Annotated in this window: 32 protein-coding genes and 1 pseudogene; 3 read left to right on the forward strand and 30 right to left on the reverse strand. The window is 69.2% G+C overall.

The features are described from left to right. Positions 1–113: 113 nt before the first annotated feature. The 12 genes from HNR59_RS20765 to HNR59_RS10220 form a co-directional block, all read right to left on the reverse strand. Positions 114–215, reverse strand: a complete 102-nt coding sequence (locus HNR59_RS20765) for a DUF3789 domain-containing protein (RefSeq protein WP_246374555.1) — start codon at positions 213–215, stop codon at positions 114–116. Further along, positions 208–438: a hypothetical protein gene (locus HNR59_RS10180; protein WP_115395219.1), complete on the reverse strand. Its 231-nt coding sequence runs from the start codon at positions 436–438 to the stop codon at positions 208–210. The genes HNR59_RS20765 and HNR59_RS10180 overlap by 8 nt, the downstream gene beginning before the upstream one ends. A gap of 3 nt (positions 439–441) precedes the next feature. Further along, on the reverse strand, positions 442–1,098 hold the full coding sequence (locus HNR59_RS10185) for a lysozyme (protein WP_183829456.1): 657 nt from the start codon (positions 1,096–1,098) through the stop codon (positions 442–444). Between the two features lie 4 nt (positions 1,099–1,102). Continuing rightward, positions 1,103–1,234: a hypothetical protein gene (locus HNR59_RS20920; RefSeq protein ID WP_281379425.1), complete on the reverse strand. Its 132-nt coding sequence runs from the start codon at positions 1,232–1,234 to the stop codon at positions 1,103–1,105. After that, complete coding sequence (locus HNR59_RS10190) at positions 1,227–1,577, reverse strand: hypothetical protein (protein WP_183829458.1); 351 nt, start codon at positions 1,575–1,577, stop codon at positions 1,227–1,229. Before HNR59_RS10190 ends, HNR59_RS20920 begins: the two co-directional genes overlap by 8 nt. Beyond that, on the reverse strand, positions 1,574–2,200 hold the full coding sequence (locus tag HNR59_RS10195; RefSeq protein ID WP_183829461.1) for a DUF2460 domain-containing protein: 627 nt from the start codon (positions 2,198–2,200) through the stop codon (positions 1,574–1,576). The genes HNR59_RS10190 and HNR59_RS10195 overlap by 4 nt, the downstream gene beginning before the upstream one ends. Continuing rightward, on the reverse strand, positions 2,200–4,617 hold the full coding sequence (locus HNR59_RS10200; RefSeq protein WP_183829464.1) for a phage tail tape measure C-terminal domain-containing protein: 2,418 nt from the start codon (positions 4,615–4,617) through the stop codon (positions 2,200–2,202). Before HNR59_RS10200 ends, HNR59_RS10195 begins: the two co-directional genes overlap by 1 nt. Continuing rightward, positions 4,610–4,738 carry a DUF7697 family protein gene (locus HNR59_RS20925; RefSeq protein WP_023414271.1) on the reverse strand — a complete coding sequence of 43 codons (129 nt, stop codon included), beginning with the start codon at positions 4,736–4,738 and terminating at the stop codon, positions 4,610–4,612. Before HNR59_RS20925 ends, HNR59_RS10200 begins: the two co-directional genes overlap by 8 nt. 98 nt (positions 4,739–4,836) lie before the next feature. Continuing rightward, a complete protein-coding gene (locus HNR59_RS10205; protein WP_183829467.1) occupies positions 4,837–5,274 on the reverse strand; it encodes a hypothetical protein in 438 nt (145 codons plus the stop codon). After that, positions 5,274–6,215: a phage tail tube protein gene (locus tag HNR59_RS10210; RefSeq protein WP_183829469.1), complete on the reverse strand. Its 942-nt coding sequence runs from the start codon at positions 6,213–6,215 to the stop codon at positions 5,274–5,276. Before HNR59_RS10210 ends, HNR59_RS10205 begins: the two co-directional genes overlap by 1 nt. Positions 6,216–6,239: 24 nt before the next feature. Continuing rightward, the gene (locus HNR59_RS10215) at positions 6,240–6,656 is read right to left on the reverse strand and encodes an acyl-CoA transferase (RefSeq protein ID WP_183829472.1); all 417 of its coding nucleotides are present in this window, start codon (positions 6,654–6,656) and stop codon (positions 6,240–6,242) included. Further along, positions 6,653–7,078 (reverse strand): MerR family transcriptional regulator, encoded by a 426-nt coding sequence (locus HNR59_RS10220; protein WP_183829475.1) that lies wholly within the window; start codon positions 7,076–7,078, stop codon positions 6,653–6,655. The genes HNR59_RS10215 and HNR59_RS10220 overlap by 4 nt, the downstream gene beginning before the upstream one ends. A gap of 231 nt (positions 7,079–7,309) precedes the next feature. Here HNR59_RS10220 and merA point away from each other — a divergent pair, with 231 nt between their 5' ends. Further along, complete coding sequence (gene merA / locus HNR59_RS10225) at positions 7,310–8,731, forward strand: mercury(II) reductase (RefSeq protein WP_183829478.1); 1,422 nt, start codon at positions 7,310–7,312, stop codon at positions 8,729–8,731. Positions 8,732–8,780: 49 nt separating this feature from the next. On the opposite strand, the gene HNR59_RS10230 is transcribed toward merA, so the two are convergent. The 8 genes from HNR59_RS10230 to HNR59_RS10265 all read right to left on the reverse strand — a co-directional run bounded on the left by HNR59_RS10230 (position 8,781) and on the right by HNR59_RS10265 (position 16,524). Next, positions 8,781–9,416: a DUF6441 family protein gene (locus HNR59_RS10230; protein ID WP_246374556.1), complete on the reverse strand. Its 636-nt coding sequence runs from the start codon at positions 9,414–9,416 to the stop codon at positions 8,781–8,783. Beyond that, positions 9,416–9,727 carry a head-tail joining protein gene (locus tag HNR59_RS10235; RefSeq protein ID WP_115379843.1) on the reverse strand — a complete coding sequence of 104 codons (312 nt, stop codon included), beginning with the start codon at positions 9,725–9,727 and terminating at the stop codon, positions 9,416–9,418. The genes HNR59_RS10230 and HNR59_RS10235 overlap by 1 nt, the downstream gene beginning before the upstream one ends. Then, positions 9,727–10,062 (reverse strand): DUF2190 family protein, encoded by a 336-nt coding sequence (locus tag HNR59_RS10240; protein ID WP_183829481.1) that lies wholly within the window; start codon positions 10,060–10,062, stop codon positions 9,727–9,729. Before HNR59_RS10240 ends, HNR59_RS10235 begins: the two co-directional genes overlap by 1 nt. A 77-nt stretch (positions 10,063–10,139) precedes the next feature. Further along, positions 10,140–12,197: a prohead protease/major capsid protein fusion protein gene (locus HNR59_RS10245; RefSeq protein ID WP_183829484.1), complete on the reverse strand. Its 2,058-nt coding sequence runs from the start codon at positions 12,195–12,197 to the stop codon at positions 10,140–10,142. A 5-nt stretch (positions 12,198–12,202) separates the two neighbouring features. Beyond that, complete coding sequence (locus tag HNR59_RS10250; RefSeq protein WP_183829487.1) at positions 12,203–13,762, reverse strand: phage portal protein; 1,560 nt, start codon at positions 13,760–13,762, stop codon at positions 12,203–12,205. After that, entirely contained in the window at positions 13,762–13,971 is a 210-nt protein-coding gene (locus HNR59_RS10255; RefSeq protein WP_028030714.1) for a phage head-tail joining protein, read from the reverse strand. Before HNR59_RS10255 ends, HNR59_RS10250 begins: the two co-directional genes overlap by 1 nt. A gap of 2 nt (positions 13,972–13,973) precedes the next feature. Then, positions 13,974–15,980 carry a phage terminase large subunit family protein gene (locus HNR59_RS10260; protein ID WP_183829489.1) on the reverse strand — a complete coding sequence of 669 codons (2,007 nt, stop codon included), beginning with the start codon at positions 15,978–15,980 and terminating at the stop codon, positions 13,974–13,976. Further along, on the reverse strand, positions 15,928–16,524 hold the full coding sequence (locus tag HNR59_RS10265; protein WP_183829492.1) for a hypothetical protein: 597 nt from the start codon (positions 16,522–16,524) through the stop codon (positions 15,928–15,930). Before HNR59_RS10265 ends, HNR59_RS10260 begins: the two co-directional genes overlap by 53 nt. A gap of 111 nt (positions 16,525–16,635) precedes the next feature. On the opposite strand from HNR59_RS10265, the gene HNR59_RS10270 reads away from it, so the two are divergent. Then, a complete protein-coding gene (locus HNR59_RS10270) occupies positions 16,636–16,860 on the forward strand; it encodes a hypothetical protein (RefSeq protein ID WP_183829495.1) in 225 nt (74 codons plus the stop codon). A gap of 90 nt (positions 16,861–16,950) precedes the next feature. Further along, entirely contained in the window at positions 16,951–17,523 is a 573-nt protein-coding gene (locus HNR59_RS10275) for a DUF3489 domain-containing protein (protein ID WP_183829498.1), read from the forward strand. A gap of 52 nt (positions 17,524–17,575) precedes the next feature. Here HNR59_RS10275 and HNR59_RS10280 read toward each other — a convergent pair whose 3' ends face one another. From HNR59_RS10280 to HNR59_RS20625, 10 genes and pseudogenes are all read right to left on the reverse strand, one after another. Then, a complete protein-coding gene (locus HNR59_RS10280; protein ID WP_183829501.1) occupies positions 17,576–17,800 on the reverse strand; it encodes a DUF7220 family protein in 225 nt (74 codons plus the stop codon). Continuing rightward, positions 17,797–18,279: a hypothetical protein gene (locus tag HNR59_RS20770; protein WP_246374704.1), complete on the reverse strand. Its 483-nt coding sequence runs from the start codon at positions 18,277–18,279 to the stop codon at positions 17,797–17,799. The genes HNR59_RS10280 and HNR59_RS20770 overlap by 4 nt, the downstream gene beginning before the upstream one ends. Before the next feature lie 205 nt (positions 18,280–18,484). Beyond that, positions 18,485–18,991: pseudogene (locus HNR59_RS20775) on the reverse strand (DNA cytosine methyltransferase); the annotation flags it as partial. 1 nt (position 18,992) lies between these two features. Continuing rightward, complete coding sequence (locus tag HNR59_RS10290; RefSeq protein ID WP_183829507.1) at positions 18,993–20,369, reverse strand: site-specific DNA-methyltransferase; 1,377 nt, start codon at positions 20,367–20,369, stop codon at positions 18,993–18,995. 416 nt (positions 20,370–20,785) lie between these two features. Next, positions 20,786–21,166, reverse strand: coding sequence for a DUF6362 family protein (locus HNR59_RS10295; protein ID WP_018303644.1), 381 nt, complete (start codon positions 21,164–21,166; stop codon positions 20,786–20,788). Then, positions 21,159–21,359, reverse strand: a complete 201-nt coding sequence (locus HNR59_RS10300; RefSeq protein WP_018303645.1) for a hypothetical protein — start codon at positions 21,357–21,359, stop codon at positions 21,159–21,161. The genes HNR59_RS10295 and HNR59_RS10300 overlap by 8 nt, the downstream gene beginning before the upstream one ends. Further along, positions 21,356–21,895, reverse strand: a complete 540-nt coding sequence (locus HNR59_RS10305; RefSeq protein WP_246374557.1) for a hypothetical protein — start codon at positions 21,893–21,895, stop codon at positions 21,356–21,358. The genes HNR59_RS10300 and HNR59_RS10305 overlap by 4 nt, the downstream gene beginning before the upstream one ends. Before the next feature lie 340 nt (positions 21,896–22,235). Then, a complete protein-coding gene (locus tag HNR59_RS10310; protein ID WP_210307235.1) occupies positions 22,236–24,557 on the reverse strand; it encodes an AAA family ATPase in 2,322 nt (773 codons plus the stop codon). After that, complete coding sequence (locus HNR59_RS10315) at positions 24,554–25,324, reverse strand: PD-(D/E)XK nuclease family protein (RefSeq protein ID WP_183829514.1); 771 nt, start codon at positions 25,322–25,324, stop codon at positions 24,554–24,556. The genes HNR59_RS10310 and HNR59_RS10315 overlap by 4 nt, the downstream gene beginning before the upstream one ends. Continuing rightward, positions 25,321–25,731, reverse strand: a complete 411-nt coding sequence (locus tag HNR59_RS20625) for a DUF6511 domain-containing protein (RefSeq protein WP_210307236.1) — start codon at positions 25,729–25,731, stop codon at positions 25,321–25,323. The genes HNR59_RS10315 and HNR59_RS20625 overlap by 4 nt, the downstream gene beginning before the upstream one ends.

The raw sequence follows: 25,731 nt of genomic DNA on the forward strand, positions 1-25,731 counted from the left end.
CATCGCGTTCCGCCTCCCGTTTGCCCGTTCGTTCTCCTTCCGCGCGTCCCCAGACCCGGCCGAGGACGACGCCCCCGACCGCGCCCAGAGCCGCGACCAGCCAGATCAGGAGATCAGCCATCGTCCCGATACCCGCATGCGGCGGCGACGCAGAGGGCGACGACGAAGACGCCGAGAAAGCCGCCCACGAACACACCTGCGAAGAACTCAAGCATCGCCGCGGAACCCGCGCTCGATCCGGTCGCGCAGACCGATCAGGCCAAGACCGAGGAACATGAGGCCTGCGGGCGAGGCATCGCCGGAGCCGGCCAGCAGTGCGACGAGACGGGAGAGTTCCCCGAGCGGCCCGGTGGAAGGCAATGCGAGGGAGGCGATGCCGGTGAGCATGGCGAGAAGTCCCGCCCACCAGGTGAGCGAGTTGGGTCGGACGTAGCGCATGAGTCAGGCCCTCCGGATCAGGGTGGAGAAGAAGGCGGCCAGCCGGGCGAGCCAGCCGGTCGGCGCGGTGGGTGAAGGAGCGAGGACCGGAGGCGTCGGCGACGGCCCGCGAGCCAAGGCCAGAGCCTCATCCTCGGTCAGGCGTCGGATCGGCCGCGAGAAATCCACGCGGCCTGCACGATCCACGGACCAGACCGGGATGGTTCCGCCGGGATAGCGGCCATGGCGGAACAGGTCGCGCTCGGCCTCCCGGCGGGGGATGATCGAGGCCGGTCGCCGCCAGTTCAGAAACGCGTTGGCGGCTGCAACGCGATTTCCGGCATTGAGATGTCGGGTCAGCGCGGCCTTGGCGATGCCGCCGGTGTTGTAGTGGAAGCTGACCAGCGCATCGAACTCGTGCGGCGCCAGCGGCACCTTCACGGCGCGCAGGACGGCGGCCTCGTAGCGCGCAAGATCGGCGCGGAAGACCCGGAACGCCTCGCGGATCCCGGCGTCTAGATCAGCGGGCATGCCGCGCGGCATGCTGGCCGGATCGGGCGGCCCGGCCGCGGCCGTGTGGCCGATGCCAAAGGTCCAGACCTGTTTCACATCGAGATAGGGTCCGGGCACGAGTCCTTCGTGCCGGACGAGGGCCAGCAGGCCCCGGTCGGTCATGTGCATGGGATTACCGGAGAAGCGAGAGGATCAGGATCAGTGCCGCGACGACGAGACCGATACGCAGGCGGTGAGCGAAGGCCTGCCGAGGGTGGGCGGGGTCGCAGCGGAGAGAGCGCGCGAGGCGGAGAAGGTCATTCATCGCCGCCGCCTTCGTTGGCACGGCGCAGGCGCGCGAGCAGCATCTCGATGAAGGCCGGTCCGAAGACCCCTACGAGATAGGCGGCAGACCCCGCCGCCCCGCCCGCCGGGATCGCTTCGGGCGGAAGGCCGAGCCAGGCGGTGATCACGGCCATGGAAAGGCTGCCCATCCCGGCCGCGATCAGACCGCCGAGCAGGATGTGCCGGAGCGCATCGCGCAGCCGCATCTTCGTGGTCAGCGCGTTCGTCGCGCCGCCAAGCGCCCCCCAGGCGGCCAGGATCACGGCGGTCGAGGCCGCGAGCTCGCGCAGCACGGCCGCAATGAAGCTGCCGGTGTCGTTCATCGCCGGATCTCCAGAAGCGGAATGGAGGTGATCGAGCCGAGCCGCTCGAGGTCGAGCGTCACGTCGAGCACGTCGGTGTCGAAGCGGACCGGCACGTCGAACTCGAAGCCCGCGGTGATCGCGGCGCCAGCGCCCGGCGCGGCGCCGAAGGTGAAGACGCCGGTCGTGGTGTCGACCGACCAGCCGGAGGGCTGCTCCACCCCGGCTAGCGCGATGCGCACGCTGCCCGTCACCGGCTTGGCGATGGCGCGCGACCAGGATTGCGCGCCGGAGGCGTAGCGCTTCACCAGCTGGAAGGCGGTCGTCGTGCCGTCGCCGGTGCCGATGGCCTGATCGGTTGGCGCTGGCGTGCCCGAAGGCAGGCAGGACTTGTGGTCGCCCCAGTCCTTGAACCGGAAGCCATGCAGCCGACCGTTCCGCGCCTCGAAGAACGCGACCACCGCCGCCAGATCGTCGGCGCGCCGGATGCCGTAGGCCACATCATAGCGGCGGCGCGAGTTGGCCCAGCTGGCGTTCCTCTCCTCGTCGCCCGAGGCGAGTTCGACGATCTGGGTGCGCCGCTCCGGTCCGCCACGCGCGCCGCGGCTGATGTTGTCGGGAAACCGGACCTCGTGGAACGCCATCACATGCCCCTCCGCCCGAGCGAGACCGCACGGGCGATGTCGGCCGCAACCTGCGTCCGCGATTGACGGAAGCTCTCGGCATCGCGGGTCATGATGGTGACGTTGACCCCGCCGCCCGCGCCGTAGCTCTGCGCCTCTCGCCGCGACAGCACCCGCTCGCCGCGCTGCAGGATCGCGGGCACCTCGTCGTGGCGAAGCCCGGCCATGCCGCCACCATGCATCCGAGGCGCTGCGGCGAATGCCATGGCAGGCACCATCCGCGAGGGTCCGGCCGATCCGACCATCCCGCCCGCATGCAGGACGTTGGCAAAGATATCGCCCGCCCCAGAAAACACGCCCGAGAGCGCATTGGCGATCGGCCCGAGGATGAACCGCCGCGCCGCCAGCTGGGCGAGATCGGCGAGCAGCGAGGTGACGAGATCGCGGAAGTTCAGCTTGCCGGTCTTCACGAACTGGCCCACCGCGTTCTCGGCCGACTGGAAGGCGCCGACGAGGCTCTGGCCGATGTCGCCACCGATCTCGCGCGCCTTGCTGGCGTAGTCCGACAGCGCCGCCGTGACCGCCTGCCAGCCGGTAACGGCAGTCTCAATCTCGGGCTCCGCCGCAGCCGCAGCAGCCCCGGCCGCCGCGCCTGCACCCGTCGCGGCCCGTTCCGCATCGCCGAGTGCCGTCTCGAGTTGCTCGGCCGCGCTGGTGGCCTCGGTCAGCGCGTCCGCGCTCGCCTCGTCAGTTCCACGCACCGCGTCGCGCAGCGCCTGCCAGCTTTCGAGGGGCGCACGTGCCCCTTCCGCCAGATCGCGCGCGGCCCCGCGATAGAGGTTGGCGGACTCGAGCGCGCGGTTTGCCGCCTCGGTCAGGCCGAGATCGGGCGCGGTGAGCGGGTTGTCCTCGAAGGCCCGGTCGAACGCCGCCTGCGCCGCCGTGGTGGCAGCGCTGGCCGCGCCCTCGAAGCGGTTCTCGATCTCGCCGAGGTCGAGGTCGGGCACCAGCGAGATGCGCCGCTCGGACCCGAGCGCTTCGAGCCCCTGGTTGATGCCGCCGATGAAGCCGTTGATGCGCGAGACCACGCCGTTCAGCATCGCCTCGACGCCGTCGACCAGGCTGTTGGCCGCCTGGAACGCCAGATCGCCGATGGCGGCGGGCAGCAGACCCCAGATCGCCTTGATCGCCTCGTAGGCGCCTTCGAAGGTGTTCGCCGCCGTGTTGCCGAAAGCCACGACGCTCTCGATGGCGCTCTGCATCCCGGAGGCGGCGTCGGCCTTCAGGTCGAGGAACATCGCCGTGGTGGCCGCACCCGCCGCAGCGGCGCCCATCCTGATCCGCTCCCAGATCTCGACTACTAGGTCCTTCAGGAGCGCCATGGCCTCGCCAAAGCCACCCGCACCGGACACGAGGCGAGTGAACTGGTAGACGAGCTCGCCCGCGCCGACGATGAGCGCGCCGATGCCGGTCCGGATCAGCGCCCCGCGCAGGACGACCAGCGCCGTGGCGAGGCCACGAACCGAGAGCGCGGCAGCGGCCATGCCAGCCACCCACCGTCCCGCGAGGAAGGCTGCGAAGGTGGCGGCGTAGGTCGTCAGGCGGCCGATGTTCTCGAAGAGGCCGCGGATCGCGATGCCGAGCGGACCGGTCCGGCTGGCGACCGCCGCCATGGCATCCGCGACCGCTTCCAGCGCAGGCGCCGCAGCCACGGCCAGCTGGTTCGACAGCCCGCGCCAGATCAGCCCGAGCCGGGAGATCGCATCGTTCGTGCGCTCGATCTGGTCGGCGTCCTGCTCCGACACGACGACGCCGAAGGCGAGGACATCCTCCGTCGCCTGGCGCAGCGTCGCCGTGTCGATCCGCGACATGGCGATGGAGCCTTCCTCGCCGAAGAGCTGGCCCGCAACGGCGGCGCGTTCGGCGGCGGGCACGAAGCTCTCGATGGCGGCGTTGATGGCCCCCACACGCTGGTCCAGCGGCAGCGCCATCAGGTCGGTGGCGGAAAGGCCCAGCCGGTCGAGCGCGTCAGCAGCCGGGCCGGTCCCGGCGGCCGCCTGGCTGAGACGGCGCGTCAGATCCTTCGTCGCCTGCTCGATGCCGGACATGGAGACGCCCGCGAGCTCGCCCGCGCGCTCCAGCGTCTGGATCGATGCGACGGTGGTGCCGAGCGACTGCGCCAGCTTCGCCTGCGCATCGACCGTCTGGAGGCCGGAGCGGATCATCGCCACGCCCGCGGCGGCTGCGGCGGCCACGGCGGCGGCGGCCGCGACCCGGACCCGGCGCGAGAAGGCCGCGAGCCGGGCGTTCGCCGCCTCCATCTCCCGGCTCAGCCGTCCGAAGCCGCGCGACCCGGCCTCGCCCACGCCTTCGAGTTCGGCGCGCACCTGCCGTCCGCCCACGGCCGCGAGGCGGACGCTGACCCTCTTCTCAGCCATGGGAATGATCCATCTGTTCGTTGAGTTTGGCGACCATCACCGCTTCGATGACGGGCAGCAGTTCGGCCATGGCGAGCGGCGGCACGCCGAGGGCGTCCCCGAGCGCCAGCGCCGCCGACATGTCCCAGCCGATCACCGCGCCAGGCAGGACGCGCAGCTGGCCACCCAGACGGCCGACGAGGTCCCAGACCTGCCAACCCTCCGGAGTTTCCGGGCGGTTCAGCCGCGCCGGGCAGTCCGGGCAGGCTTGCGCGCAGGCTTCGCAGTAGCGCTCGCCCCCGCCGAAGGACCATTCGGCGAGAGCGCGGAGGCGTTTTTTTCCTGTTCCAGCAGCAGGCCCTTCGAGACGTAGGTCAGCTGGAAGGCCTCGAAGATCGGCCAGACGTCGAGCAGAGCATCGATGGCTTCCGGGCTGGGATCGATCGGGTTGCCGTCGGCATCGCCGATGCCCGCCCAGCCGAGCACAGCCCGTCGCGCCAGCGCCTTGGCGAAGGCAACCGCGCGCTCCTCGTCGGAAGCCTCCTCGGGCACCGCCTCGACGGCGGGGTCGCTGCGTGTCGCCACCATCAGCGCTGTGGTCAGCGGTCGCAATTGCACCCGCACGCCCGGGGCGAGGTCATGCCAGCGCGGCGCGTTGGTCAGGTCTAGCGTCAGCATCAATACGTCTCCACATCGTTCACGAGGGTTGCGGTGCACATCCGGCCGACGACGCTGTCGCGCGCGGCCTGCCAGTCGAAGGTGGCCTGCACGCCCTGCGGCCCGGAAATCTCGATGCGCGGACGCGGCAGGTAGACGGCGTGCACGGTGAAGGTGAAGCTCTCGCCGGACGGCAGGACGTAGGCGAATTCCATCTCGCAGGCCTCGCCGTTGATGGCCTGCGTCACCAGCGTCTGGTCGGCGAAGCGCACCTCTATCCGGCCGGTCAGCGCGGCGATGGACGGGTCCGCGCCGTCGATGCGACCATCGTTCCGGATGGTCTCGATCCGGTCGAGGTTGTTGGCGTACGTGATCTCGGCCGAGACCACATTCCCCAAGGCGGTCCCATTGCGGGTAATCGCCCCGTTGAAATGCCCGAAGCGCTTAAGCTCCAGCGCAGCGGGTGTTCCGGCGCTGGTGGTCGTGCCCACCGTCTCGCCCTGCGCCACCAGCCGGGCCGTCGCGGTCAGGAGGCCGGAGCGCTGCATCTGCCAGGTGATCTGGTCGAGCACGCATCCGGAATACATCGCGTACCGCGGCACCTCGGGCATGCCGGTCTCGATCGACATGCTGGGCAGTGTCCAGGACCCCGACTGGAACTCGTGGCTGTACGGGGCCTCGACGCCCGTAGTCGTGGGCGCGCCGAAGGCCGCCTTGAGCCAGAAGCCCAAGGCCTCCGCGTCGAGCGGCACGACGACGTCGCCATCGGCCGTCACCGCGTCCTTGATCGGCGCCAGCGGATCGCGGCCGTAGCCGAGCAGTTCCGAGTTCAGCAGCGGCTGCTCCGCGCCGAGCGAGGTGCTGGCGAAGGGCATGCGGGTGAAGCCGCTGGCGGGCGGCGTTCCATAGGTGGTCTCGAACGCAAGCGCCATCAGCGCCCGCGCCCCCTGGGCTCGTGCCATGTTCGTCTCCTATGATCGGTTGGGTCAGGCCAGCTGGTCGGCCGTGGAATAATGCAGCACCACCGGGATGACGGCAGCCTTCAGGCTGGCCGCGCCCTCGACCGGCAGATCGACCGGGCGCGGCGCTTCCGCCTCGACCCAGTCGCAGAGGCCGCCGAGTGTGCGGTCGATCGAGAGCGCAGCCCCGATGCTGGCGATCAGCGTGTCGAAGTCAGCGTCACGGTCGGTGCCCTGCACGACCGCCTCGATCTCGGCGCGGTGCTGGTAGTGGTAGGCCAGCGGCGACAGCGTGACCTCGGGCTCCCCCGGCTCGCCATCGCGCAGGATCAGCAGGCCCTCGGCCGGGACGCGCTCGGGCAGCACCTCACCGCGCAGGGCGGTAGCGGGCAGCGCCGAGAGCCGCGCGTGCAGCGCGGCGAGGATGGTTTCGCGAGAGGTCATGGATTGGCGGACCTGGAAATTGCGTCGAGCACCGGACAGTCCGGAACCTCGGCGCCCGAACACTTGGATGCGGTCTCGGTGAGGACGATTTCGATGCGCCTGAGATCCGCGATCCTCGCGCGGACATCGGCAAGGTGGCGCTCGGTCCGCTCCTTGACCTCTGCGCAAGTTGGCGCGGCACCGTCTTCGAGCCCCATGAATCCGCGGATGTCCTCCATTGAGAACCCGAGTTCGCGCGCGCGCAGGATGAAGCGCAGGCGCCTGGCGTGCACAGAGGAGTAGATGCGGTAGCCTGCGCCCGTCCTGGGCGGGTCGGGCAGCAGGCCAGTCTTCTCGTAATAGCGGATCGTCTCGATGTTGCAGCCGGTCGTCCGGGCCAGGTCTCCGCGTGTGAGGCCGCTCTCGCTCTCGTGATCGGTCATCGGTCAGTTTCCCCTTGAGCCTGTAGTCGCTACAGACCCTACACCCCTCATCAATAGCAGACGAGAGGTACGCGACAGGGAGCTTGCAGACGACCGAACGGGCAGCCCGACCGCGGATCGCCCGGCCCGAAAGGGATGGCTCGCAGCGGGTGGCTGTTGGGCGCCTTTTACAGGTCCATGCCGTCTGACGGCGGCAGCGGCGACTGAACACTCGAACGGACGGATGACCCAATGAAAGACGACTGCGCCCCGAAAGACGATTTCGACCTTGCCGTGATCGGTGCCGGCTCGGCCGGGTTCTCGGCCGCGATCACCGCCGCCGAAGGAGGCAAGCGGATTGCCCTGATCGGTCATGGCACCATCGGCGGGACCTGCGTGAACGTGGGCTGCGTGCCGTCCAAGACGATGATCCGCGCCGCCGAGGCTGTGCACGGCGCGCAGTCGGCGCATCGGTTCCCGGGCCTCAAGGGCGAGGCGCAGGTCGCCGACTGGGCGGCGCTGGTCGCGGCCAAGGACGATCTCGTCTCGACGCTGCGCCAGAAGAAATATGTCGACCTGCTGCCGGGCTACGATGGCGTGACTTATCTCGACGAGGGTCCGGCACGTCTGGTCGAAGGCGGCGTCGAAATCGGCGGGCGCAAGATCACAGCCCCCAAGGTCATCGTCGCCACCGGCGGGCGGCCCGCCGTTCCCGACATCCCCGGTACCCCGGACGTCCCTACGCTCGACAGCACGTCGCTCCTGGAGCTGGAGCGGCTGCCCGAGAGCCTGATCTTCCTCGGCGGCGGCTACATAGGCGTGGAACTCGCGCAAATGATGGCGCGGATGGGCACCTGCGTCACCATCGTCTGCCGCTCGCGCCTTTTGCCGCGCATCGAGCCGGAGGTGTCCGAAGCGCTCGCCAAGGTCTTGCGTGCCGAAGGTCTCACGATCCTCGACGGCGTGACCTATGACGCCGCGCGGCGCGACGGCGACCGCGCCGTTCTGACGGTAACGGTTGACGGCACCGTACGCGATCTGACCGCGGACCACCTTGTCCTGACCACCGGACGCGCGCCCAACACCGAAGGACTGGGTCTGGCCGAAATGGGCATCGAGACCGATCGACGCGGCGCGATCAAGGTTGGCGACGACATGGCCACGACACGCCCCGGCATCTATGCGGCGGGCGATGTGACGGACCGGGACCAGTTCGTCTACATGGCCGCGTATGGCGCCAAGCTCGCGGCCCGCAACGCGGTTTTAGGTGGGTCCGAGCGCTACGACAACGCCGCGATGCCGTGGGTGGTATTCACCGACCCACAGGTCGCCGGCGTCGGGCTGACCGAACAACAGGCGCGCACGGCGGGCCATGACGTCAAGACCAGCCTGCTGGCCCTCGAGAACGTGCCCCGCGCGCTCGCCGCTCGCGACACGCGAGGGCTCATCAAGCTGGTCGCGGACGCCAGGACCGACCGCCTTCTGGGCGGCGTGATCATGGCGCCGGAGGGCGCCGACAGCGTGCAGACCCTTGCCATGGCACTGAAGGCCAGCATGACCACCAAGGCGCTCGGCGAGACGATCTTCCCCTATCTCACCACGGTCGAGGGCCTGAAACTCGCTGCGCAGACCTTCGACAAGGATGTCGCGAAGCTGTCGTGCTGCGCCGGGTGATCGATCCGGCGGATTCGCACCGGCTGCGGCGTTTGGCGATCCAACGTAATCACAGCCGCACCTCCACCCAGTTCGCCACGATCAGCCCCGGCACGGTCTCATGTGCACGCTCCGCGTCCCGCGCCAGATCCAGCCGCTTCGGCAGCTTGACCTGGGGCACCAGCAGGAAGATAGGCGCCGTAACCTTTCGCCGCCCTGTCTTCGAGCGCGACGCCACAGCCTGGCCCTTCGTGTTCAGCCGGCCTTCCGCCACCAGCAGGCTCGGACCCGTGCGCCGATAGACGAAGCGCAGGCGCAACCCGCGCCGTCGTTCCCATTCGCCGGGGGTGATACTTCCGCCGCGGAGGGACTTGCCTGCCGCAGGCAGCGGGATCGCCAGCCAGAAGCCATTCTTCGAGCGGATCAGCGGCCCTGTGTCATGGGCGCCGACGATCACCGGGGCCTTGGACCAGACCAGCGCCGCCGCATCCAGGCTTTCGCCCGACCTCGGGAAGTTGGCGAGCCGGATCGAGTTGGCCAGCCGTGTGCCGAGCCCCGCGCCGGTGATCTGCAGCCGCCATGCGGACTTCAGCCCGGTTCCGGCCTCGCGCATGGCGGCGGTCACCGCGCGTTCGCCCGCCGCGACCTCGGCGGCCATCATCGCGACGATGTCGGGATCAATGTCGAGCTTCAGCTTCATGGCCATCACGCGGGCCTCAGATCGACGGTCCAGACGAGCCGCTCGCGGTCGCGGACGGGCTCGCCCTGGATGAGGAAGGCGTCCCCGTCGATCTCGATACGGTCGCCGGGGCGCGGGTTCGCCACCTCGGCGACGCGCAGGTCGATGCGGGTGGTCTCGGACCAGAGCCGTGCGTCGCCGAAGTCGGTGACCGCGTCCGCGCGCCGGGCCACGACACGCACCAGTACGGGCGCGCCACCGTCGGCGATGTAGACCGCGTCCCGGCCGATATTCGGATCGGCGAAGAGCGCGCCAACGGCGGCGGCGAAGGCGCTCATCAGAACGTCGCGTTCAACCGCACCCGGCCGACGGTGTCACCCGCGCCGCTCGCCACCGCCTCGAACGCCACGCCGATGAGGATGTTGTCGGTTGCGACCGTGGTGCAGCGCTTGTTGGTGTCGTCCCAGTAGACCTTGGCGCCGACGGTCCAGGCCTGGCTGCCAACCTTGGTGATGTCGAAGACGCCGACGAGCGCGGTCTCGACGGGCTCGGCGAGGGCGGCGTCTCCGGCGGCGATGCCGAAGATGGAGCCGACGAGCAGCCCATCGCCGGAGGCGACGGCATAGGGCGCGGTCAGGGTGATGGTGTTGCCGGGCTGGACGTAGTTTTTCATGGGGAGGGTCCTCGTGGAAAGACGAAGGGCGGCCCGATTGGACCGCCCGCGTGTCAGGGTTCAGCATGGGGTGCGGGTTACGCGCCCGGGTTCTTGTAGAGGCCGCGCCAGTCGATGGCCTTGGCGCCGAAGTCGAGACGGCACTTGATCTCGACGCCGTCGACGTCGAAACCGTTGCGGGTCTCGATGTAGGCACCCTGCTGGCCCTCGAGATAGGCGTACTCGATGGTGTCGATCTGGTTCGGGCTGGCCGCCAGGTACCACGCAGTCTCGCTGGCGGCGTCGAGCCGGGGCTCGCTGATCGGCGCGAGGGTGCGGATCGACTGCGGCACCACGTTCCCGCTGGACGCGGGCACGAGATTCTGGGCGACCAGCTGCTCGGCCTTCAGTTCCAGCGAGGCGGGCACGATCAGGAAGGCGGGGCGGACGTTCAGCACCGTCTTCTTGTCGAGGCCGGTCTGCTTGGCCATCGCTGCGCGCGCCGCGCCCACCGCATCGACCGCCAGCGCCGCGCCGGTGCCCGCGAGGTTCTTGTGGGTGGTGTGGAACAGCGCGTTGCCGTCGGCCATCGCCGGGTTGGCGGTGATGATGCCCCAGACCACATCCGACTCGAGCTGCGCGATGGAGTTGCCGTACATCGCCGGGATCCGCGTGAACGCGTCGAGATCGTCGTTGATCAGCGTCTGACGGGTGATCGCCACCACCCGGCCATAGGTCTTGACCTTGTAGCTCTCCTTGCTCTCGCCCAGCGTGCCGCGCTTGAACTCGCCGCTTTCGCCGACCTCGAGCAGCTGCGGCGCTTCGCCGAGCTGGACCCGGTGCATCGCCTTGAAGTCGGTGGCGAGCACCTGGCGGCAGAACAGCATGAAGGTGCGGGGATAGGCCTCGTAGGCCTGCCGCAGGGTCTTGTTGGTCACCGCCGACAGGATCTCGGGGAAGTCCGAGGTCGAATGCAGGGCCCGCGTCGCCACCTCGTCGCGCGAGAGGCCGCGCGTGTTCACCCCGGCATTGCCGAGGCTTTCGCGGGCCAGTTCCAGCAGCGTCATGCCGCGATACTGCCGGGCGGCGTCCTCCAGCTGGAACAGCGTCGGGCTGTAGCGGTGCAGCAGCGCGTTCGCCACCGCGTCGCGGCGGGTGATGCGCTCGTCCCGGCCGCCGAGCGGGACGGAGACATGGCCGAAGGTCCGGGTCTCGTCCGACTTCGCGGCGACCTGGTCGAGGATCAGGCGGCGGGATTCGTCGACGCTGACGCCGCGCTTGACCAGATCATCGGCAAAGCCGCGCTCGAGGTTCAGGCGGCCCGCGAGATCGTAGATGGTGGAGACGCGGTCGCGCTCGGCCTCGCGGGCGCGGGTGGCAACCGCTTCGGTGTCGGGCGCAGGCGTTGCCTGCGTCTTCGGCTGGTCGCGCGTCTCACTGGCGGCGACCTTCGGGTCGGGCGCAGCCGGTTTCGGCTCGGTCATGGTGGTGTCCTCGGTTTCGACCGGCGCGGTCGGCTGGGTGGTGGCGGGGGTTGCGGCGTCGCTCGCCGGGGTCTGGGTCTTGTCGGTCATCGGGATCGGTCCTTTCGTGCTTGAAGGGGCGTCCCGGCGGTGGAGGACGCAGTCGTGAAGGGGATGCTGGGCGCGGAAGCCCGCGGCGGGGTCGGCGCCGACCGCGACGGCGGACACCTCGAACGGCGTCCAATCCACCGCGCGCCAGAGTTCGCGGGCGGCCTCGGGTTTCGAGACCTCGAAGCGGTGGACCTGGTAGCCGATGGAGACCGCGCGGATGTGCCCGTCCTGGATGTCGCGCCAGATCGGCTCGACATCGGCACGCTCGCTGATCCGCACCAGCGCGATGCCGCGGCCGTTCTCGATCCGGGCCGAGCCCGGCACGACGGAGCCGATCACCGCGTCGAGCGTGTCGAGCTCGTGCACCTTGAGGAACGGCGCGCCCGCGTTCAGCCGGTCGAGCCGGACATGGGCGGGATCGAGGCTCAGCTCCTCGTCGTAGGGCTCCCCGAAGAATGTCGCGCGCCGGACGCGCGCCCCCGCCGACCAGACCACCTCGACGGTGCGGCTGTCGGCATCGGCCGTGTTCGGCGCAAGCTCCGCCGACCGGCGCATGGCCGGCAGTTCGATCATCGTGTCCATGAAGGTCAGTCCTGTTGGTCGGCCTGCGCCGGGTCATTGTCCGCGTTGGCGGCCGGGTCGTCGGTGTCCGTTTCGTCGGCGGCCGGGTCGTCGTTCGTCGGATCGCTGCTCTGCGCGCTGCCGGTCTTGGTCACCCGCCGCGGATCGCTGTCGAGCACCAGCCCCAGCGCGTCCAGCTTGGCGTTGGTCGCGGCGATTTCCGCCAGGACCGCGTCCGGATTGCGGCCCTGCCGGGCGATCACCTCGGCCAACGTCATGGTGCCGGAGCGGATCGACAGCAGGTTCGCCATCGCGTCCTTTTGCGGATCCACCGCCTCGAACTTGGGCGGCGACCATTCCACCGGCACGGTCGGCGACGGGATCTGCCCCGCCGCCCATGCGGCTTCGGTGAACCAGCGCCAGACCGGCGCGCAGAACATCGGGATGAAGAGCTGCCATTGGACGGCGTCGATCTGGCGGCGGAACTCGACCAGCCCCGCCCGGATCGAGGAGTAGTTCACCTGGGACAGGTCCCCGGTCAGCAGCTCGTAGGGCACCCGGAAGCCGGCCGAGATCGTGTGCAGGCTGGCCCGCTTGTACTCGCCATAGCCGCCGGTGGCCGAGGGCTGGTTGAAGCGGATGTCCTTGCCGCCGCGCGCATAGGCGATCAGCCCCGGCTCGAACTGCTCGACCCGGTTGCCGTCGGCATCGACCACGGAGGGCGCGATGCCCTGCTGCGCCTCGTCGTCGCCGAAGACGATGGCGGTGACGCAGGCCTCGGTCTTCTTGCGGACCAGTTCGGCTACTTCATAGTCGTCGAGATCGCGCAAGGACCGGATCACCGGCGCGCCCCAAGGGACGCCGCGCGCCTGCGTGCGCTGCTTCTCGTAGACATGGGCGATCTCGGTCGCGGGGACCGGGCGGCTCTGCAGACCGTTCTGCAAGGCCCCATAGGCGTCGCCGGGATGTTCGGCATGGAGCCAGTAAGCCCGGCGCTTCCCGACCGGGTCGAACTCGATCCCCTGCACGAGGCGGCCTGCGCCGAGGGCTCCGGACTTGGTGGCGTCGAGGAAGTCCGCTTCCAGCACCTGCAACTGCAGCGGCACCGGCAGGGCATCGCTCGACCGCCGCAGCCTGCGCCGCACCAGCACCTCGCCCGCCTCGACCATCTCGCGGCAGATCAGCGTCTGCAGACCGTAGAAGTCGAGCTGGCCGTCGGCGTCGCACTCCGCCGTCCAGCGCTCGAAGAGAGCATCGACCTTCCGGTCGAGCTTGTCGTCGCCGCTGGCGGCGCGCGGCATGATGCCCGCGCCGATGATGTTGTTCACCAGCACCGCCACGGCCTTGGCCGCATGCGGGTTGTTGCGCACCAGATCGCGCATCCGGTCGCGCAGCAGCGCCCCGGCCACGCCAATCTCGGTATCGGCCGAGGATCCCGGCGCGCGCCAGCCCTCCGTCCGCCGCCCGCGTGCAGCGCCGTCATAGCCCCGCGTCAGGGTCTCGAAGGCCTGACGCGCCAGCACGCGACGCGCGGCCATGCGCGGCGCCACCGATGCGATGGCGTGATCGAACCAGGTCGCCGACATCAGCGATCCCCGCGCGAGAAGCCTGCGAGCCCGGCCACGGGCAGCGGCCGTGTGGTGCCCGCGATGGCGCGCTCGATGGTGCGGATGCGCGCCAGAAGATCCTCGGCCGAGCCGTAGTCCACCGACTTGCCGTCATAGCTGACCCGGGTCGTGCCGCTGGCATAGGCCCGGCGCAGCGCCGAGAGCTCGGTTTCCGTCCAGTCGGTCATCTTCAGAACCATCCTCCGCGCCGCCCGAGCCAGTCGGAGCGGCGCTTGCCCTGCGGGGCCTGTCCCGGCCGGTTGATCTGTCCGGCGGGATCGGTGTCGGTGGGGGCGGCCCCGAGCTGATCCTCGAGGTCGCGCCATTTCTCGTCGGGCCAGCGGTCCGCGCCCGCGATCCAGGCGGCGGCGCGGGCATAGACCCGGCAATCCAGCGCCTCGTTGCGTTCGCGGAGCTTCTGCCATTCCAGCCGGGCGAAGCCGCGCTTGGTGCGCACCGTCACCAGCTGCTCGGCCACGAACTGCTTCAGCCATTCGTTCTCGACCCAATGCGGAAGGTGCACCGAGCCGGGCGGGAACGCCGCGCCTTCGGCCATCTCCTCCTCGGTTGGCCGCGCCAGCCGCAGGAAGCGGTAGGTCTCGGCCTTGAAGGTCGACACCGCCACGGTCCAGAGCCGCGCCCCGCGCCGCAGGCGTTTCCCGCCCTCGGTCGCGTCGACGAAGGTCGGCCCAGACACCGGGCTCGAGCGGTTGAACCCTTCGACGCCCTTGACCGGCGAGACCTGCGCGAAGCCTTGCGCCCGCGACCAGGAATAGACCGCCGGGGCCTCGTAGCCGGTATCGATGGCGAGCCGCGCGATCCGCAGTTGCGCGCCGCGTTCATGCGGCCAGGACCGGTCGAGCAGCGCGGTCAGCTCCGACCATGCGTCATGCCGATCCGGCCCGCCCTCGATCACGACGTGATCGACGAGCCAGCTTTCCAGACCACGCCCCCATGCCCAGACATCGACCTCGATCCGGTCCTTCTGCACGTCGGCCCCGGCGGTCAGGAACAGCCCGCCCGCAGGCACCGTTCCGGATGTCCACCTCTCGCGTCGGTCGTAGAGCCGCTGCCAGTCGGGGGCTTCCCCGGTTTCGACCCATGTCTCGCCGAGGATCGTGTTGCGGAACGCCTTGATCGCCTCGTCCGACCCTTGGGCCGCGTCCCAAGCCCGCACGATCCGCTCCCAGCTCAGCCAGCCGATCGGCGAATAGAGCGCCGAGAGGTGATACCCGACCGTGGTCGGATCGGCGGCCGTGGCGGTCGCCCGCCATTCGCCGCCCTCCAGCATCGCCGTCTTGTGGTGTTCCGCGATTGCCGCGTCGCAGCCCTCGCAGTGATACTCCGCCGTCTCCGGGCGGCCCTTCTGCCAGCGCAGCCTGTCGAACTTCAGCCACTGCATCGCGCCGCAATGCGGGCACGGCACGAAGAACCGGCGCTGGTCGGATGCCTCGTACTCGCGCTCGATCCGGCTCAGACCCCGGATCGTCGGCGTCGAGACCAGCAGCACCTTGCGCCGATGCGCGAAGGTCAGCGACCGCGCCTCGGCAAGTGTCACCGGATCGCCTTCCTCGTCGGCCGAGGCCGGATAGGCGTCGACCTCGTCGAGGAAGATGTACCGCGCCGGGGTGGACCGCAGCCCGACCGCCGAGTTCGCCCCGGTCATGATCAGGATGCCGCCCGCGAACTCCTTCGACAGCATCGTGTTGCCCGCGTCGCGCGAGCGCGCCGGTTTGACCCGCTCCCGCAGCTCCGGGCTCTCGTCGATCAGCGGATCGATCCGCTGCCGAGAGTTGCGTTTCGCCAGCTCCACCGTCGGCTGGACCGCCAGCATCGGCCCGGGCGCCTGATGGATGGCGAACCCGATCCAGTTGTTCCCGGCTTCGGTCGCGCCGACCTGCGCGGCCTTCATGAACACGACCCGCTGCGTGGGGTCGCCGGGCGACAGCCGGTCCATGATCTCGCGCATGTAGGGCGTGCGCACCGTGCGGTATCGCCCGGGCTCGGCCGAGGCGCGGCCCGAGAGCATCCGGTGCCGGTCCGCCCATTCCGAAACGGTCAGGTCTGGGTCGGGCCGCAGCCCTGCGCCCCAGGCGCGCAGGATCTCGCCCGCACCGTCGAAGTCCGTCAGGCCATCGCCGCTCTCACCGGAAGTCGGGCCGGACCTCGGCGAGCTCAATGAGGTGGGCGCGTACATGTTTCTCCAGGACCTTCTGCATCGCGGCGGACTCCACGGCGATCTGCTGGCCCGTCGCGTCGCTGCTCGAGGCCGAGAGCTCTGCCGCCATCAGCGCGGCGGCGCGCGCGGGCCAGTTCACCCATGCGTCCCGTTCCTCCCGCGCCAGCCGGAACACCAGCGCCAGCGCGCGGGCCCGCTCGATCAACTCCCCCTTCAGCTTCTGGAGCCGGATGCGCCGCTCCTGCGCCTTCAGCACCTCGTTCGCGGTCTTCGCCTGCAGGAAGGTCGCCCCGCCGCCGACGGCGGGGACTGCCAGCCCCTGTTCGCGCAGCGTGTCGCCGACGGCGGCCACCGCCGCTTCGGGAACGGGCTTCAGCTTCGGCGCGGGCGGCTTGCGGGTCTTTGATGGGTCCGTCGTCTCGGCACGCCGGGCGTCGCTGGCGGCCGCGTTGATGCTGCCATCGGGATAGAGAACCAGCCGCTCGGCGGTCTTCGCCTTCTGGATCGCGCCACGCGACAACCCGACATGCGCGGCGTACTGGCGCTCGCTCATGCCCTGCATCGACGGCTCCGATTATCATTCCGAATCATGTGCTTATCGAGTTGATAAGCGTCGCGACCGGAGCGAACGTCACTCCAACGAAGCGATGCAACTCACAAAGGAGCCACCCCGATGACCCGCCGCGCGACCGACAACACGAAAGCCCTCGACGCCTTCATCGCCGCGAAGACCGAGATCGACGCGATGCTGGAGCGGCTCGCCGCCCTCAGCGCGGAGCATTTCGAGACCCACCCCGACGAGATCAACTGGGGCCATGTCGGCACCCTCAACCACTACCGCGCCAAGCTGCGCGAGATCACCGACAGCGCCTTCAAGGAAGGCGAATACGCCGAATGAGACGACCCGGTCCCGGTCCCGCCCGCCGACTGGCGGGCTCGACCTCGTAGAAGGGCCCGCATTCCGCGCGCCCCGATACGGGAGACGACGATGACCAAGCTTTCCGACACCCAAGCCCTGATCCTGAGCGCCGCCGCCCAGCGGCACGAGCACATCGCCCTGCCGCTGCCCGAGAGCCTGCGCGGCGGAGCTGCCGCCAAGGTGGTCGGCGCGATGCTCGCGAAGGGGTTCCTGCAGGAGGCCGACGCGGACATGCGCAAGGGCGAGCTCGTCTGGCGCGAGACCGGCGACGGCCACGGCGTCACACTGATCGCCACCGAGGCAGGCCTCGCCGCCATCGGGATCGAGCCCGAGGACGCGAACCTCGCGCCTGCGGGCGCGACGGACGCGCCGACCAAGGAGCCCGCGCCTGATACCCCCACCGGGGCCGAGACCGCGCGCAAGATGCGCACGCCGCGCGAGGGCACCAAGCAGGCCACGCTGATCGCCATACTGCGCGCGCCGGACGGCGCGACCATCGACGAGATCATGGCCGCGACGGGCTGGCAGTCGCACACGGTGCGCGGCGCGATGGCCGGGGCGCTGAAGAAGAAACTCGGGCTCGAGGTGACCTCGGAGAAGGTCGAGAACCGGGGGCGCGTGTACAAACTCCCCGCAGCCTGACGCACCAGACCCGACAAGTTGATGGCCGCCGTCCCTCCGGGGCGGCGGTCGATCATTTGGCGGTCCGCATCCGGATCGCCTCGAACACCCGCCGCAAGGCGAAGGAACGCGCTATCGACACGATGGTGAAGATGGCGCCCATCTTCAGGTTCTGCGCCAGCGTCGTGTGCAGGCCGAAGATCGGGAAGATCAGGATCTGCGTCATGACCGCGACGCCGTAGCCGACGATCACGTTGGCGACGGACTCGACCAGCGACATGAGGCGTGATTGCTTCATGTCGCCGCCTCATCCATCGGCCAGCAATTCAGCCGCGAGAGTTCGCAGCGCATGCGCCGCAACCAGGGGGACCACGCCATTGCCACAGAGGCGAAGCCGGTCCACCCGGTGGGCCAGCCCATCAGTGCCTCGACGAACAGCGGGTTCAAGGTCCGGCGCGGCTCGGAGGTATCGCTCCCAGCCATCGGCATCACCAGGACCTGGCGGCCAAGCAGGCCGTTGACCGGCGTGTTCGCCAGCGTCGTCGCCCCGTCCTTGTGATCGCGGGCCGTCGGCGTCATCCACATCCCCGCCGCATGGGTCAGGTCCGCCGTCCGGCGATTGCCCGCGCTCGGCTTGCAGCCGTCGTTCGCCATCGGCGTCGGCCAATCCCGCGCCATGCGGTCCAGACCTTTCTCGTCCCTCCGCTCGCCACCCCGGCTGCGGAAACTGTCGATCTGCGGCGTCGGCCAGAGCGCGGCCGTGGTCGCCAGGTTCATGCCGTGCTGGCCTGCTTCCTGCGATGGCGTCGGCTTCGTCTGCCGGTTCTCGTTGGCGCTGGCCCTCGGCGTCGGCCAGAGGCGCAGCAGTTCCGTCCGGTTCCCGCCACTCGATCGGGTGCCAGAGCAGGCGCGCGGGGTCGGCCAGCTCGTCCCCCTCGCGGATGGCGAGGATGAACAGCCGCTCGCGTTTGTGGGGCGCGCCGACTTCCGCCGCCGTGAAGAGGCCTGCCGCAAGCTTGTAGCCCATGCCGACCAGTCCTGCGGCGACTTCGGGGAAGCCGAGGCGGAGATGATGGGCGACATTCTCGAGGAAGACGAAGGGCGGTTTGATTTCGCCGATGATGCGGGCGACATGGGGCCAGAGGTGGCGCGGGTCATCCGCACCCCGGCGCTTGCCCGCGACGGAGAACGGCTGGCACGGATAGCCCGCAGTAACGATGTCCACCGCGCCGCGCCATGGGCGGCCGTCGAAGGTTCCAACGTCGTCCCAGACAGGCGCGTGATCCAGGGACGCGTCTTCCATCCGCGCCACGAGAGTGGCTGCGGCGTAGGTTTCCCGTTCGACATGGCCCACAGCACGATATCCGGGGCACGCGAGGTGCAGCCCGAGGTCGAGACCGCCCGCGCCGGAGCAGAGGGAGAGGCCGAAGAGGCATGCGTCTCCGGCCCCGGAAGCGCGTCCGGAGGAAGGTAAAGCCAGGTCATGCATGTCACGCGGCGGTCTTGCGCTTTCGCGCGGGTTCGGGGGCGGCGTCCAGGTCCGGCGTATCGGCCGGGGCTTCGGCGTCGTCGCCCAGCCGCTCGGTTCTCACCTGCGCGAAGGTCCTGCCGTCGCCGTCGAGGATCGCGTCGCGGCCGGTCTCGGCCTGCCAGCGCTCCACGGCGACATCGACATAGGCCGGGCTGATCTCCATCGCAAAGACGCGGCGTCCGTTGGCCTCGCCTGCCATGATCTGAGAGCCGGACCCCGAGAAGGGTTCGTAGCAGAGGCCGCCGCGGGCGACGTGCTGGCGCATCGGGATGCCGAAGGCGTCGAGCGGTTTCGGCGTCGGATGGTCGGGGCGCTCGTCCTTGGCGAAGGACGGCATCTCCCAGGTCGACGGCAGTGTCTGCTCGGCCACCTTCGGCGGACGGTTCGGACGGCGCCAGCCCATGAAGCAGGGTTCGTGCTTCCAGAGGTAGTGGGACCGGGTCAGGACGCCTCGGTCCTTCACCCAGATGATCTGCTGATGGACGAAGGCCCCGGCTTTTTCCCAGCAGGCCTCCAGCATCGCCTGGCGGCGCGAGGCATGCCAGCAATACCAAGCAGCATTTTCGGCGATGGCTTCCGTCACGGCTGCAGCGATGAAGCCATCGTAAAGCTCGGCCCCCTGCGAACTGTCGTCCCAGGTCGTGCCATAGGACGCGGACCAGTCCTTGTTGCGGGTCGGATGGTTCGAGCCGTCGTAGTCCACGAGATACGGCGGGTCGGTCGCGAACAGCACCGCCCGCTCGCCATTCATCAGGCGGCGCACATCGGCAGCGCTGGTGCTGTCGCCGCAAAGGAGGCGATGGTCTCCGAGGATCCACAGATCGCCCGTGCGCGACGCCGGGTTGCGGGGTGGTTCGGGGATGGTCACCGTCGGCACGGAGCCTCCGGCGCCACCTTCTTCACCGTCCGCCTCCGGCACGAAGGCCAGCAGCTTGTCCAACTCGCCATCGGAAAAGCCGACCAGCGACAGGTCGAAGTCTTCCGCCATCAGGTCGTTCAGTTCCGCCGACAGCAGCGCCTCGTCCCAGGTGCCGAGTTCCGTCAGCTTGTTGTCCGCGATCCGGTAGGCCCGCCGCTGCGCCTCGGTCAGATGGCCCAGCACGATCACCGGCGCTTCGGTCAGTCCCAGCTGGGTTGCGGCCAGCACGCGCCCGTGGCCCGCGATCAACTCCCCGTCCTCGGCGACGAGGCAGGGCACGGTCCAGCCGAACTCGGCCATGCTGGCGGCGATCTTCGCCACCTGGTCCGCCCCATGCGCCTTCGCGTTCTTCGCGTAGGGCTGGAGGCGCGACAGCGGCCACGTCTCGATCGCGTCCGGGGCGAAGCTCAGCGTCATGGTGGGCAAGGTTCCTCGGTCGGGTGGATGCCGGTGGCTTCCGGACTCCGGATGCCGGGCCGGACTCCAAACGGAGTCCAGCGGCTACAAGCGGTGTCCGGTCGTAAGGCCAGCGTTCATTGGTGTTTGCGCGGGGCGTAAGTGGCTCCGGCTTCCGGGTGGCTTCCCAAAAATCCGGCCCTGTCGCTGGCGATGTCCCGCGCTTCGCCCGCCAGCATAGGAATGTCGCCAGGAAGGAACCGGAAACTGCCGTGAGGTGGACCCGGGCCGGACCCTCGCTGGATGCCGGGGTCCAGGTGGCCCCCGTCAACGCAAAGGGGAGAGCGAGCTTTCCAGCGCACTCTCCCCATCTTGCCTTCCGAATAGCATGGATCTGTTGCAGATGTCGAAGGAAAAAGTGTTGCAACACATTGGAGTCACTGCGCATTCAGGCGCGCGGCGATCTTGGTCAGCGCCAGTTGCCAGCGACGCCACGCTGTCGTGCGGTCGCAACCGAGCTCGCCGCTGATCTGCTTCCACGGCACCCGGGCCGCGCGCGACCAGACCAGTTTGCGCTCCGCCTCCTCGATCCAGAGCACCCAGTCGAAGGTCTGCTCGAGCCGGGTGATCGCGGCGGCCGAGGGCCAGACCCGCATCGGCTGCGGCTCCATCGCCGCGATCTCGCGGCTCGTCCGCACGATGTCGGGCCAGGTGTTGAAGTAGCCCTGCGCCTTGACCGGCGGCAGCTTGCGCAGGGTGCGGAACGCCTCCTCGAAATGATCGGCGACGCAGTCGGCGGTCCATTCGCGATCAGCCATGGCGCGCCTCCCTGTCGGAAGGGCGCGGGCCGTAGAGCTTTTCGCCGAGTTGGCGGACCAGTTCACGCTCGGGCCAGGTGAGGCGGTCGTCATCGGCGGAGACCGCGAGGACGCCCTGTTCGTGCCAGCCCTCGCGCTTGACCTGCTCGGGATCGCGGCGTCGGCCGCCGTAGCCATGGGGGTGCCATCTCATGCGACACCCCCGTTCGTCTCGATCGCCCAGAGCAGGATCGCGATAGCGTCGGCCTCGTTGTCGTCGGCCGGGCTGAAACCGCGGGCGCGGACGGCGGCGACCATGGCGGCCTTGTCGGCGTTGCCCTTGCCTGCGGCATGACGCTTGATCGTGCCGACCGGGACGCCCTCGTAGGGCACGCCACGCAGTTCCGCCCATGCGGTCAGCGTGGCCATGAGCCCGCCGTAGATGTGGCTCGCGTCGGTGCCTGCGTGGCGGCGTACCTCCTCGAACCAGATCGCAGCAACAGGACCGGACAGCCGGTCGATCTCGGTCAGCCAGTTCGTGAAACGCAGGTAGCGCATGCCGCCCCCGTCGAAGCGGCCGGGGCGCAGCGAGACGGTGCCGCTGGTGATCAGGCCGTCATGTCCGCGGATTGCCCAGCCGGTCGAGGTGCCGAGGTCGAGCGCGAGGATGCAGCGGTTGCGGGGCGTGTCGAGCGGCAGCGATTCAAATCTTGCGCCGTCGCAATTCGGGATCAGAGTCGGCTGAGCCATGATGGGTCTCCTTTGCCGGTGGCCTGTGGTGGTGGAAGACGACGGCGGTCTGGTGCTTGGCGGTACGGGGCCGCCGTCGTCGGATCGGGAAGCACAAGGGAGCGTCACGGCGGCGCGCGCGGCTGGCCCGGACGTATGGGAGGAGTGGCCAACCCTGTGGGGTGGCCCTCCCATACGTAGTATGGGGGTTTGACACCTAACTGTTCCGGGGAGGACAAGTAGCTGAAATCATTACGGAATAAGACTTCATGAAGTCTTCGGGCATGAGTTAGGGACCTGACTCTTATTTGCCCGTAACCCCTTGATTTCGTTGAGTGCACAGTTGGCGCTGTCATATGAGTCAGGCCTCACTCATATGAGTTAGGTCGTCCTCCAGCCCCTCCGGGTAGACCCAGACGGCGGGGTTTTCGACCTGCAGGCAGAGCCCGGATTGGGGGCATTTGAAGTGGCTGGGCAGGACCGGACGGGCGGTTGTGGTGACCTCGCCGATGTCCGGATCGACCTCCTCGACAGGCGCGCCGAACTGCATGCCCTCGACGCAGAGATAGCCGAACCGCGACCGGGTGACGGGGAAGCCGAACCCCGAGGGGTCGCGCAGGAACTTCACGAAGCCCTTGGTCGCCAGCACGCTGAGGCGTTCACGGATCGTGTGCTTGCTGCCCAGACCGCCCCGGTTCTCGAAGGTCTCGGCGAACTGCATCGCGGTGTAGAGGCGCTCGCTCGCCGCCTCATCCAGCAGCATGCCGAGGATGACATCGTGTTTGCGTAGCCGCTCGGCATCGAGCCTGGCCCCGACCTCCTTGCGCACCAGTCGCTCGTTCAGCGGGTTCAGTTCGACCCATTCGCCCTTCACCTTGTCGATCAGCTTGCCCGGCAGCGCGGGGCCGTTGCGCAGCTCGATCTCCAGCCTGCGGACGGTGCTGTCCTCGTCGGGCCGGTGCATGAGCAGCCCCGAGGTGTAGAAACCGCGCAGCGCGCTTGCGCCGGAGAGCGCGAGGAAGGGATCGTCCTTGACCTGATGCTTGGTGGCCTTGCGGGTGTGGTGGGCGAGGATGACGCCCGCGTCCGGATTGACCGCCTCGCGCAAAAGCTCCACCCGATCTTTCAGGAAGAACATCATGGCGGTGTTGTCGTTCTCGCCGCCGCCCTCAGGGCCGCCATCGAAGAGGTTGCGGATCGGGTCGATGACGATGATGTCGGGTGGCGCCTCGGGGAATGCGGCCCGGATCGCCTCGGCCACGCGGGCGACGCCTTCCGCGTCGAGCAGTAGCTTCAGCTTCGGCGTGGCGATGAAGGTGTCGCGCGCGGCGGCGATCACGGCGGCGGGCAGCGCGATCTGCTGCATGCGCTCGCGCAGATAGTGATACTGGATCTCGGCCTGCAGATAGAACACGCGCAGCGGCCGGGGCGGCGTGAAGCCGAGGAACGGCACGCCAGCGGCCATGTGCACGAGCCATGAGATCAGGAAGTCGCTCTTGCCGACCTTGGGCGCGCCGCCCAGCACCAGGAGACCGCCCGGCGTCAGCACGCGCGGCCCGATGACGTCCTCGGGCATCGGGCTCGTGTCGTCGAGGAGCGCGCCAAGGCTGAAGGTCGGCAGCGGGCTGGTCGGGGCATCGACGTGGGCTGCGCGCAGGAGCGGCGGACCGTTGCGCTTCACATGCAGCGCCCAGAGCCGTTCGGACTCCGCCATGAGCCGATCGAGCGGCCACGATGGGCGCAGCATGGCGGCGTTGTAGCCGCAGATCGCCTCCCAGCCCGCGAAGGGGTCGAGGCGGCCCTCGTGCACCAGGCGCACGTAATGGCCGATGGCGGCGCTGGCCCCCTGGAAGCGGGACCAGTCGTCCACCGCGCCTTCGCGCACCGGCGTGGTGAGCACCGCGTCGATGCCGGGCTTCGCGGTCGGCGCGGCAACGTCGCTGGCGAAGCCCACACCGGGCAGCGGCGGCATCTCGGCGACCTTCTCGGCGAAGTCCGCAAGGTCGACTTCGACGTCGCGCTGTTCGCGGATCTGCACGAGGCGCTGGTGGCCGTGCTTGTGATAGACTGTGCCGGGCACCCGGATCGGCTGGTGTGCCGAGCGGAAATGCGTGTCGCCGCCGACCTTCACGGCAATCTCGCCGCGCAGGCGACAGAGGGTGGAGAGATCACCGCCCTCGGCGGGTTCGGTCAGTTTCCACCAGACATGGAGCTTCGCGGCGCCCTCTGGCGTGCGCCCGCCGCTTTCGATGATCAGCGTCGGCGTTCCGATGTGGCGGGTGACATGATCCAGCTTGGCTGGTATATCGCCTGCGTCGAGATCGACGACGATGGCCCGCATCTGCAGCACATCGGCGGCGCGGGCCTGACCCTGTTCGGCGACCGTGCCGGGGATGACATAAACGGCGGCGCCTTCGCGGTTCGCCCATCCAGCGAAAGTTGCGAGTTTCTCGGGCGCGGTGTCGTCGGCCGGGATCCAGATGTTGTGCGGCTTGCCGTCTCGGCCCTGACCCTTGTCGACGAAACCCCGGAGCGGGATCAGCCCCTCGCACCAGCTGAACACGGTGTCGAGGAAGACGGCGATCTGCTGGGGATCAGGGTCGCAGCCGAACGGGTTCTCGGACGGTGGCCCGTCATTGAAGTCCATCCACGGGTTGAAATGCAGGATGCCGTCGTCGCTCATGCCGGCAGCCTCCAGCAGCGCTCGGCCCACGGGCAGAAGCGGCACTCGAAGAAGTCGGGCGTGGTGGCGATGCGCGGCAGCAACTCGCCCGCATCGGTCGCCTGCAGGATCCGCACGCCCCGGTCGGACATGCGCTGCGCGAGGTCGGCGTCGAATGGCACCAGTTCGTGGTGCATCTCGGCCGTGTCCTTGTTGATCGCGGTGAACACAGCAGGCGCGGCGCTGATGCCTGGCACGCTGGTTTCCATGTAGGCCTGATAGAGCGCGATCTGGGCGGCGTAGACCGGCTTCGACTTGGTCACGCCGTCCTTGACGCAGGCGCGCCAGTTCTTCGCGTTCATCGTCTTGCATTCCCAGAGGGCCGGAACGGCAAGACCGAAGCCCTCGGGCCCGGCGGCGATGATGCCATCAACATGGCCCCGGATGCGCCCGCCCGCGACCGAGAAGCCGAACTGGCCGCCATCGGGCCGGTTGCCCTTGCGGGTGTAGAGGTCGAAGCCCGCGCCGCGCAGCCAGGCGACGGCCAGATCCTCGAGCGTGTGGCCGATGGCGAAGATGCGCAGCGATTGGCCCGAGAAGTCCTGGCCCTCGTCCTTCGGCGTCGCGGTGAACTCGAACTGCAGCGCCCGCTCGCAGGCATGGCCGAGGCGCGAGCCGCCGAGATAGTCGCGGGGCGGCCGCGTCGCCTGATCGGCGGTGAGCGCCCGATCGACGGCGGCGTTGACTCGCTCGGCGAAGCTGGGCCGGTGATTGTAATCGAGGGTCAAAACGGCACCTCCGGCGTCTGCGCCCGGGCGATGTCGGACATGGCCTCGCGGAAGCCCTCGACGGCTTCCTCGATCAGCGCGCGCACCTGCGCCTCGGTGAGTTCGGCAAGCGGGGTGGCCCAGCCGATCTCGTCCATCAGCAGAGCCACGCGCTTCATGGTGGCGGTGATCGCGGCGCGCTCTTCCTCGGTCAGGTCAACCATGGCGAAACGCTCCCGCGCCAAGCGCGTCCAGAAGGACTGGCAGGGCATCGAGCAGAACCAGACCGAAGGCCGAGGCTGCTTCGACCGGTGCGGATCGAACCAGCCAAAACCACGGGTGGGTTGCCGGCAGACAGCACAGAGCGTTCCACGCGGATGCCAGAGCCGCCGCCGGTCCTCGGCGGTGATGGGGGTGATGGAAGCCAT

It is taken from the genome of Aquamicrobium lusatiense, assembly GCF_014201615.1.
In the GTDB taxonomy this organism is placed as follows: domain Bacteria; phylum Pseudomonadota; class Alphaproteobacteria; order Rhizobiales; family Rhizobiaceae; genus Mesorhizobium; species Mesorhizobium lusatiense.

Bases quoted from the DNA above. Each gene is read 5' to 3' on its own strand.
- HNR59_RS20765 (WP_246374555.1), bottom strand. From the start codon at position 215: ATGCTTGAGTTCTTCGCAGGTGTGTTCGTGGGCGGCTTTCTCGGCGTC.
- HNR59_RS10180 (WP_115395219.1), bottom strand. From the start codon at position 438: ATGCGCTACGTCCGACCCAACTCGCTCACCTGGTGGGCGGGACTTCTC.
- HNR59_RS10185 (WP_183829456.1), bottom strand. From the start codon at position 1,098: ATGCACATGACCGACCGGGGCCTGCTGGCCCTCGTCCGGCACGAAGGA.
- HNR59_RS20920 (WP_281379425.1), bottom strand. From the start codon at position 1,234: ATGAATGACCTTCTCCGCCTCGCGCGCTCTCTCCGCTGCGACCCCGCC.
- HNR59_RS10190 (WP_183829458.1), bottom strand. From the start codon at position 1,577: ATGAACGACACCGGCAGCTTCATTGCGGCCGTGCTGCGCGAGCTCGCG.
- HNR59_RS10195 (WP_183829461.1), bottom strand. From the start codon at position 2,200: ATGGCGTTCCACGAGGTCCGGTTTCCCGACAACATCAGCCGCGGCGCG.
- HNR59_RS10200 (WP_183829464.1), bottom strand. From the start codon at position 4,617: ATGGCTGAGAAGAGGGTCAGCGTCCGCCTCGCGGCCGTGGGCGGACGG.
- HNR59_RS20925 (WP_023414271.1), bottom strand. From the start codon at position 4,738: ATGTCGGCGGCGCTGGCGCTCGGGGACGCCCTCGGCGTGCCGCCGCTC.
- HNR59_RS10205 (WP_183829467.1), bottom strand. From the start codon at position 5,274: ATGCTGACGCTAGACCTGACCAACGCGCCGCGCTGGCATGACCTCGCC.
- HNR59_RS10210 (WP_183829469.1), bottom strand. From the start codon at position 6,215: ATGGCACGAGCCCAGGGGGCGCGGGCGCTGATGGCGCTTGCGTTCGAG.
- HNR59_RS10215 (WP_183829472.1), bottom strand. From the start codon at position 6,656: ATGACCTCTCGCGAAACCATCCTCGCCGCGCTGCACGCGCGGCTCTCG.
- HNR59_RS10220 (WP_183829475.1), bottom strand. From the start codon at position 7,078: ATGACCGATCACGAGAGCGAGAGCGGCCTCACACGCGGAGACCTGGCC.
- merA (WP_183829478.1), top strand. From the start codon at position 7,310: ATGAAAGACGACTGCGCCCCGAAAGACGATTTCGACCTTGCCGTGATC.
- HNR59_RS10230 (WP_246374556.1), bottom strand. From the start codon at position 9,416: ATGGCCATGAAGCTGAAGCTCGACATTGATCCCGACATCGTCGCGATG.
- HNR59_RS10235 (WP_115379843.1), bottom strand. From the start codon at position 9,727: ATGAGCGCCTTCGCCGCCGCCGTTGGCGCGCTCTTCGCCGATCCGAAT.
- HNR59_RS10240 (WP_183829481.1), bottom strand. From the start codon at position 10,062: ATGAAAAACTACGTCCAGCCCGGCAACACCATCACCCTGACCGCGCCC.
- HNR59_RS10245 (WP_183829484.1), bottom strand. From the start codon at position 12,197: ATGGACACGATGATCGAACTGCCGGCCATGCGCCGGTCGGCGGAGCTT.
- HNR59_RS10250 (WP_183829487.1), bottom strand. From the start codon at position 13,762: ATGTCGGCGACCTGGTTCGATCACGCCATCGCATCGGTGGCGCCGCGC.
- HNR59_RS10255 (WP_028030714.1), bottom strand. From the start codon at position 13,971: ATGACCGACTGGACGGAAACCGAGCTCTCGGCGCTGCGCCGGGCCTAT.
- HNR59_RS10260 (WP_183829489.1), bottom strand. From the start codon at position 15,980: ATGTACGCGCCCACCTCATTGAGCTCGCCGAGGTCCGGCCCGACTTCC.
- HNR59_RS10265 (WP_183829492.1), bottom strand. From the start codon at position 16,524: ATGCAGGGCATGAGCGAGCGCCAGTACGCCGCGCATGTCGGGTTGTCG.
- HNR59_RS10270 (WP_183829495.1), top strand. From the start codon at position 16,636: ATGACCCGCCGCGCGACCGACAACACGAAAGCCCTCGACGCCTTCATC.
- HNR59_RS10275 (WP_183829498.1), top strand. From the start codon at position 16,951: ATGACCAAGCTTTCCGACACCCAAGCCCTGATCCTGAGCGCCGCCGCC.
- HNR59_RS10280 (WP_183829501.1), bottom strand. From the start codon at position 17,800: ATGAAGCAATCACGCCTCATGTCGCTGGTCGAGTCCGTCGCCAACGTG.
- HNR59_RS20770 (WP_246374704.1), bottom strand. From the start codon at position 18,279: ATGAACCTGGCGACCACGGCCGCGCTCTGGCCGACGCCGCAGATCGAC.
- HNR59_RS10290 (WP_183829507.1), bottom strand. From the start codon at position 20,369: ATGACGCTGAGCTTCGCCCCGGACGCGATCGAGACGTGGCCGCTGTCG.
- HNR59_RS10295 (WP_018303644.1), bottom strand. From the start codon at position 21,166: ATGGCTGATCGCGAATGGACCGCCGACTGCGTCGCCGATCATTTCGAG.
- HNR59_RS10300 (WP_018303645.1), bottom strand. From the start codon at position 21,359: ATGAGATGGCACCCCCATGGCTACGGCGGCCGACGCCGCGATCCCGAG.
- HNR59_RS10305 (WP_246374557.1), bottom strand. From the start codon at position 21,895: ATGGCTCAGCCGACTCTGATCCCGAATTGCGACGGCGCAAGATTTGAA.
- HNR59_RS10310 (WP_210307235.1), bottom strand. From the start codon at position 24,557: ATGAGCGACGACGGCATCCTGCATTTCAACCCGTGGATGGACTTCAAT.
- HNR59_RS20625 (WP_210307236.1), bottom strand. From the start codon at position 25,731: ATGGCTTCCATCACCCCCATCACCGCCGAGGACCGGCGGCGGCTCTGG.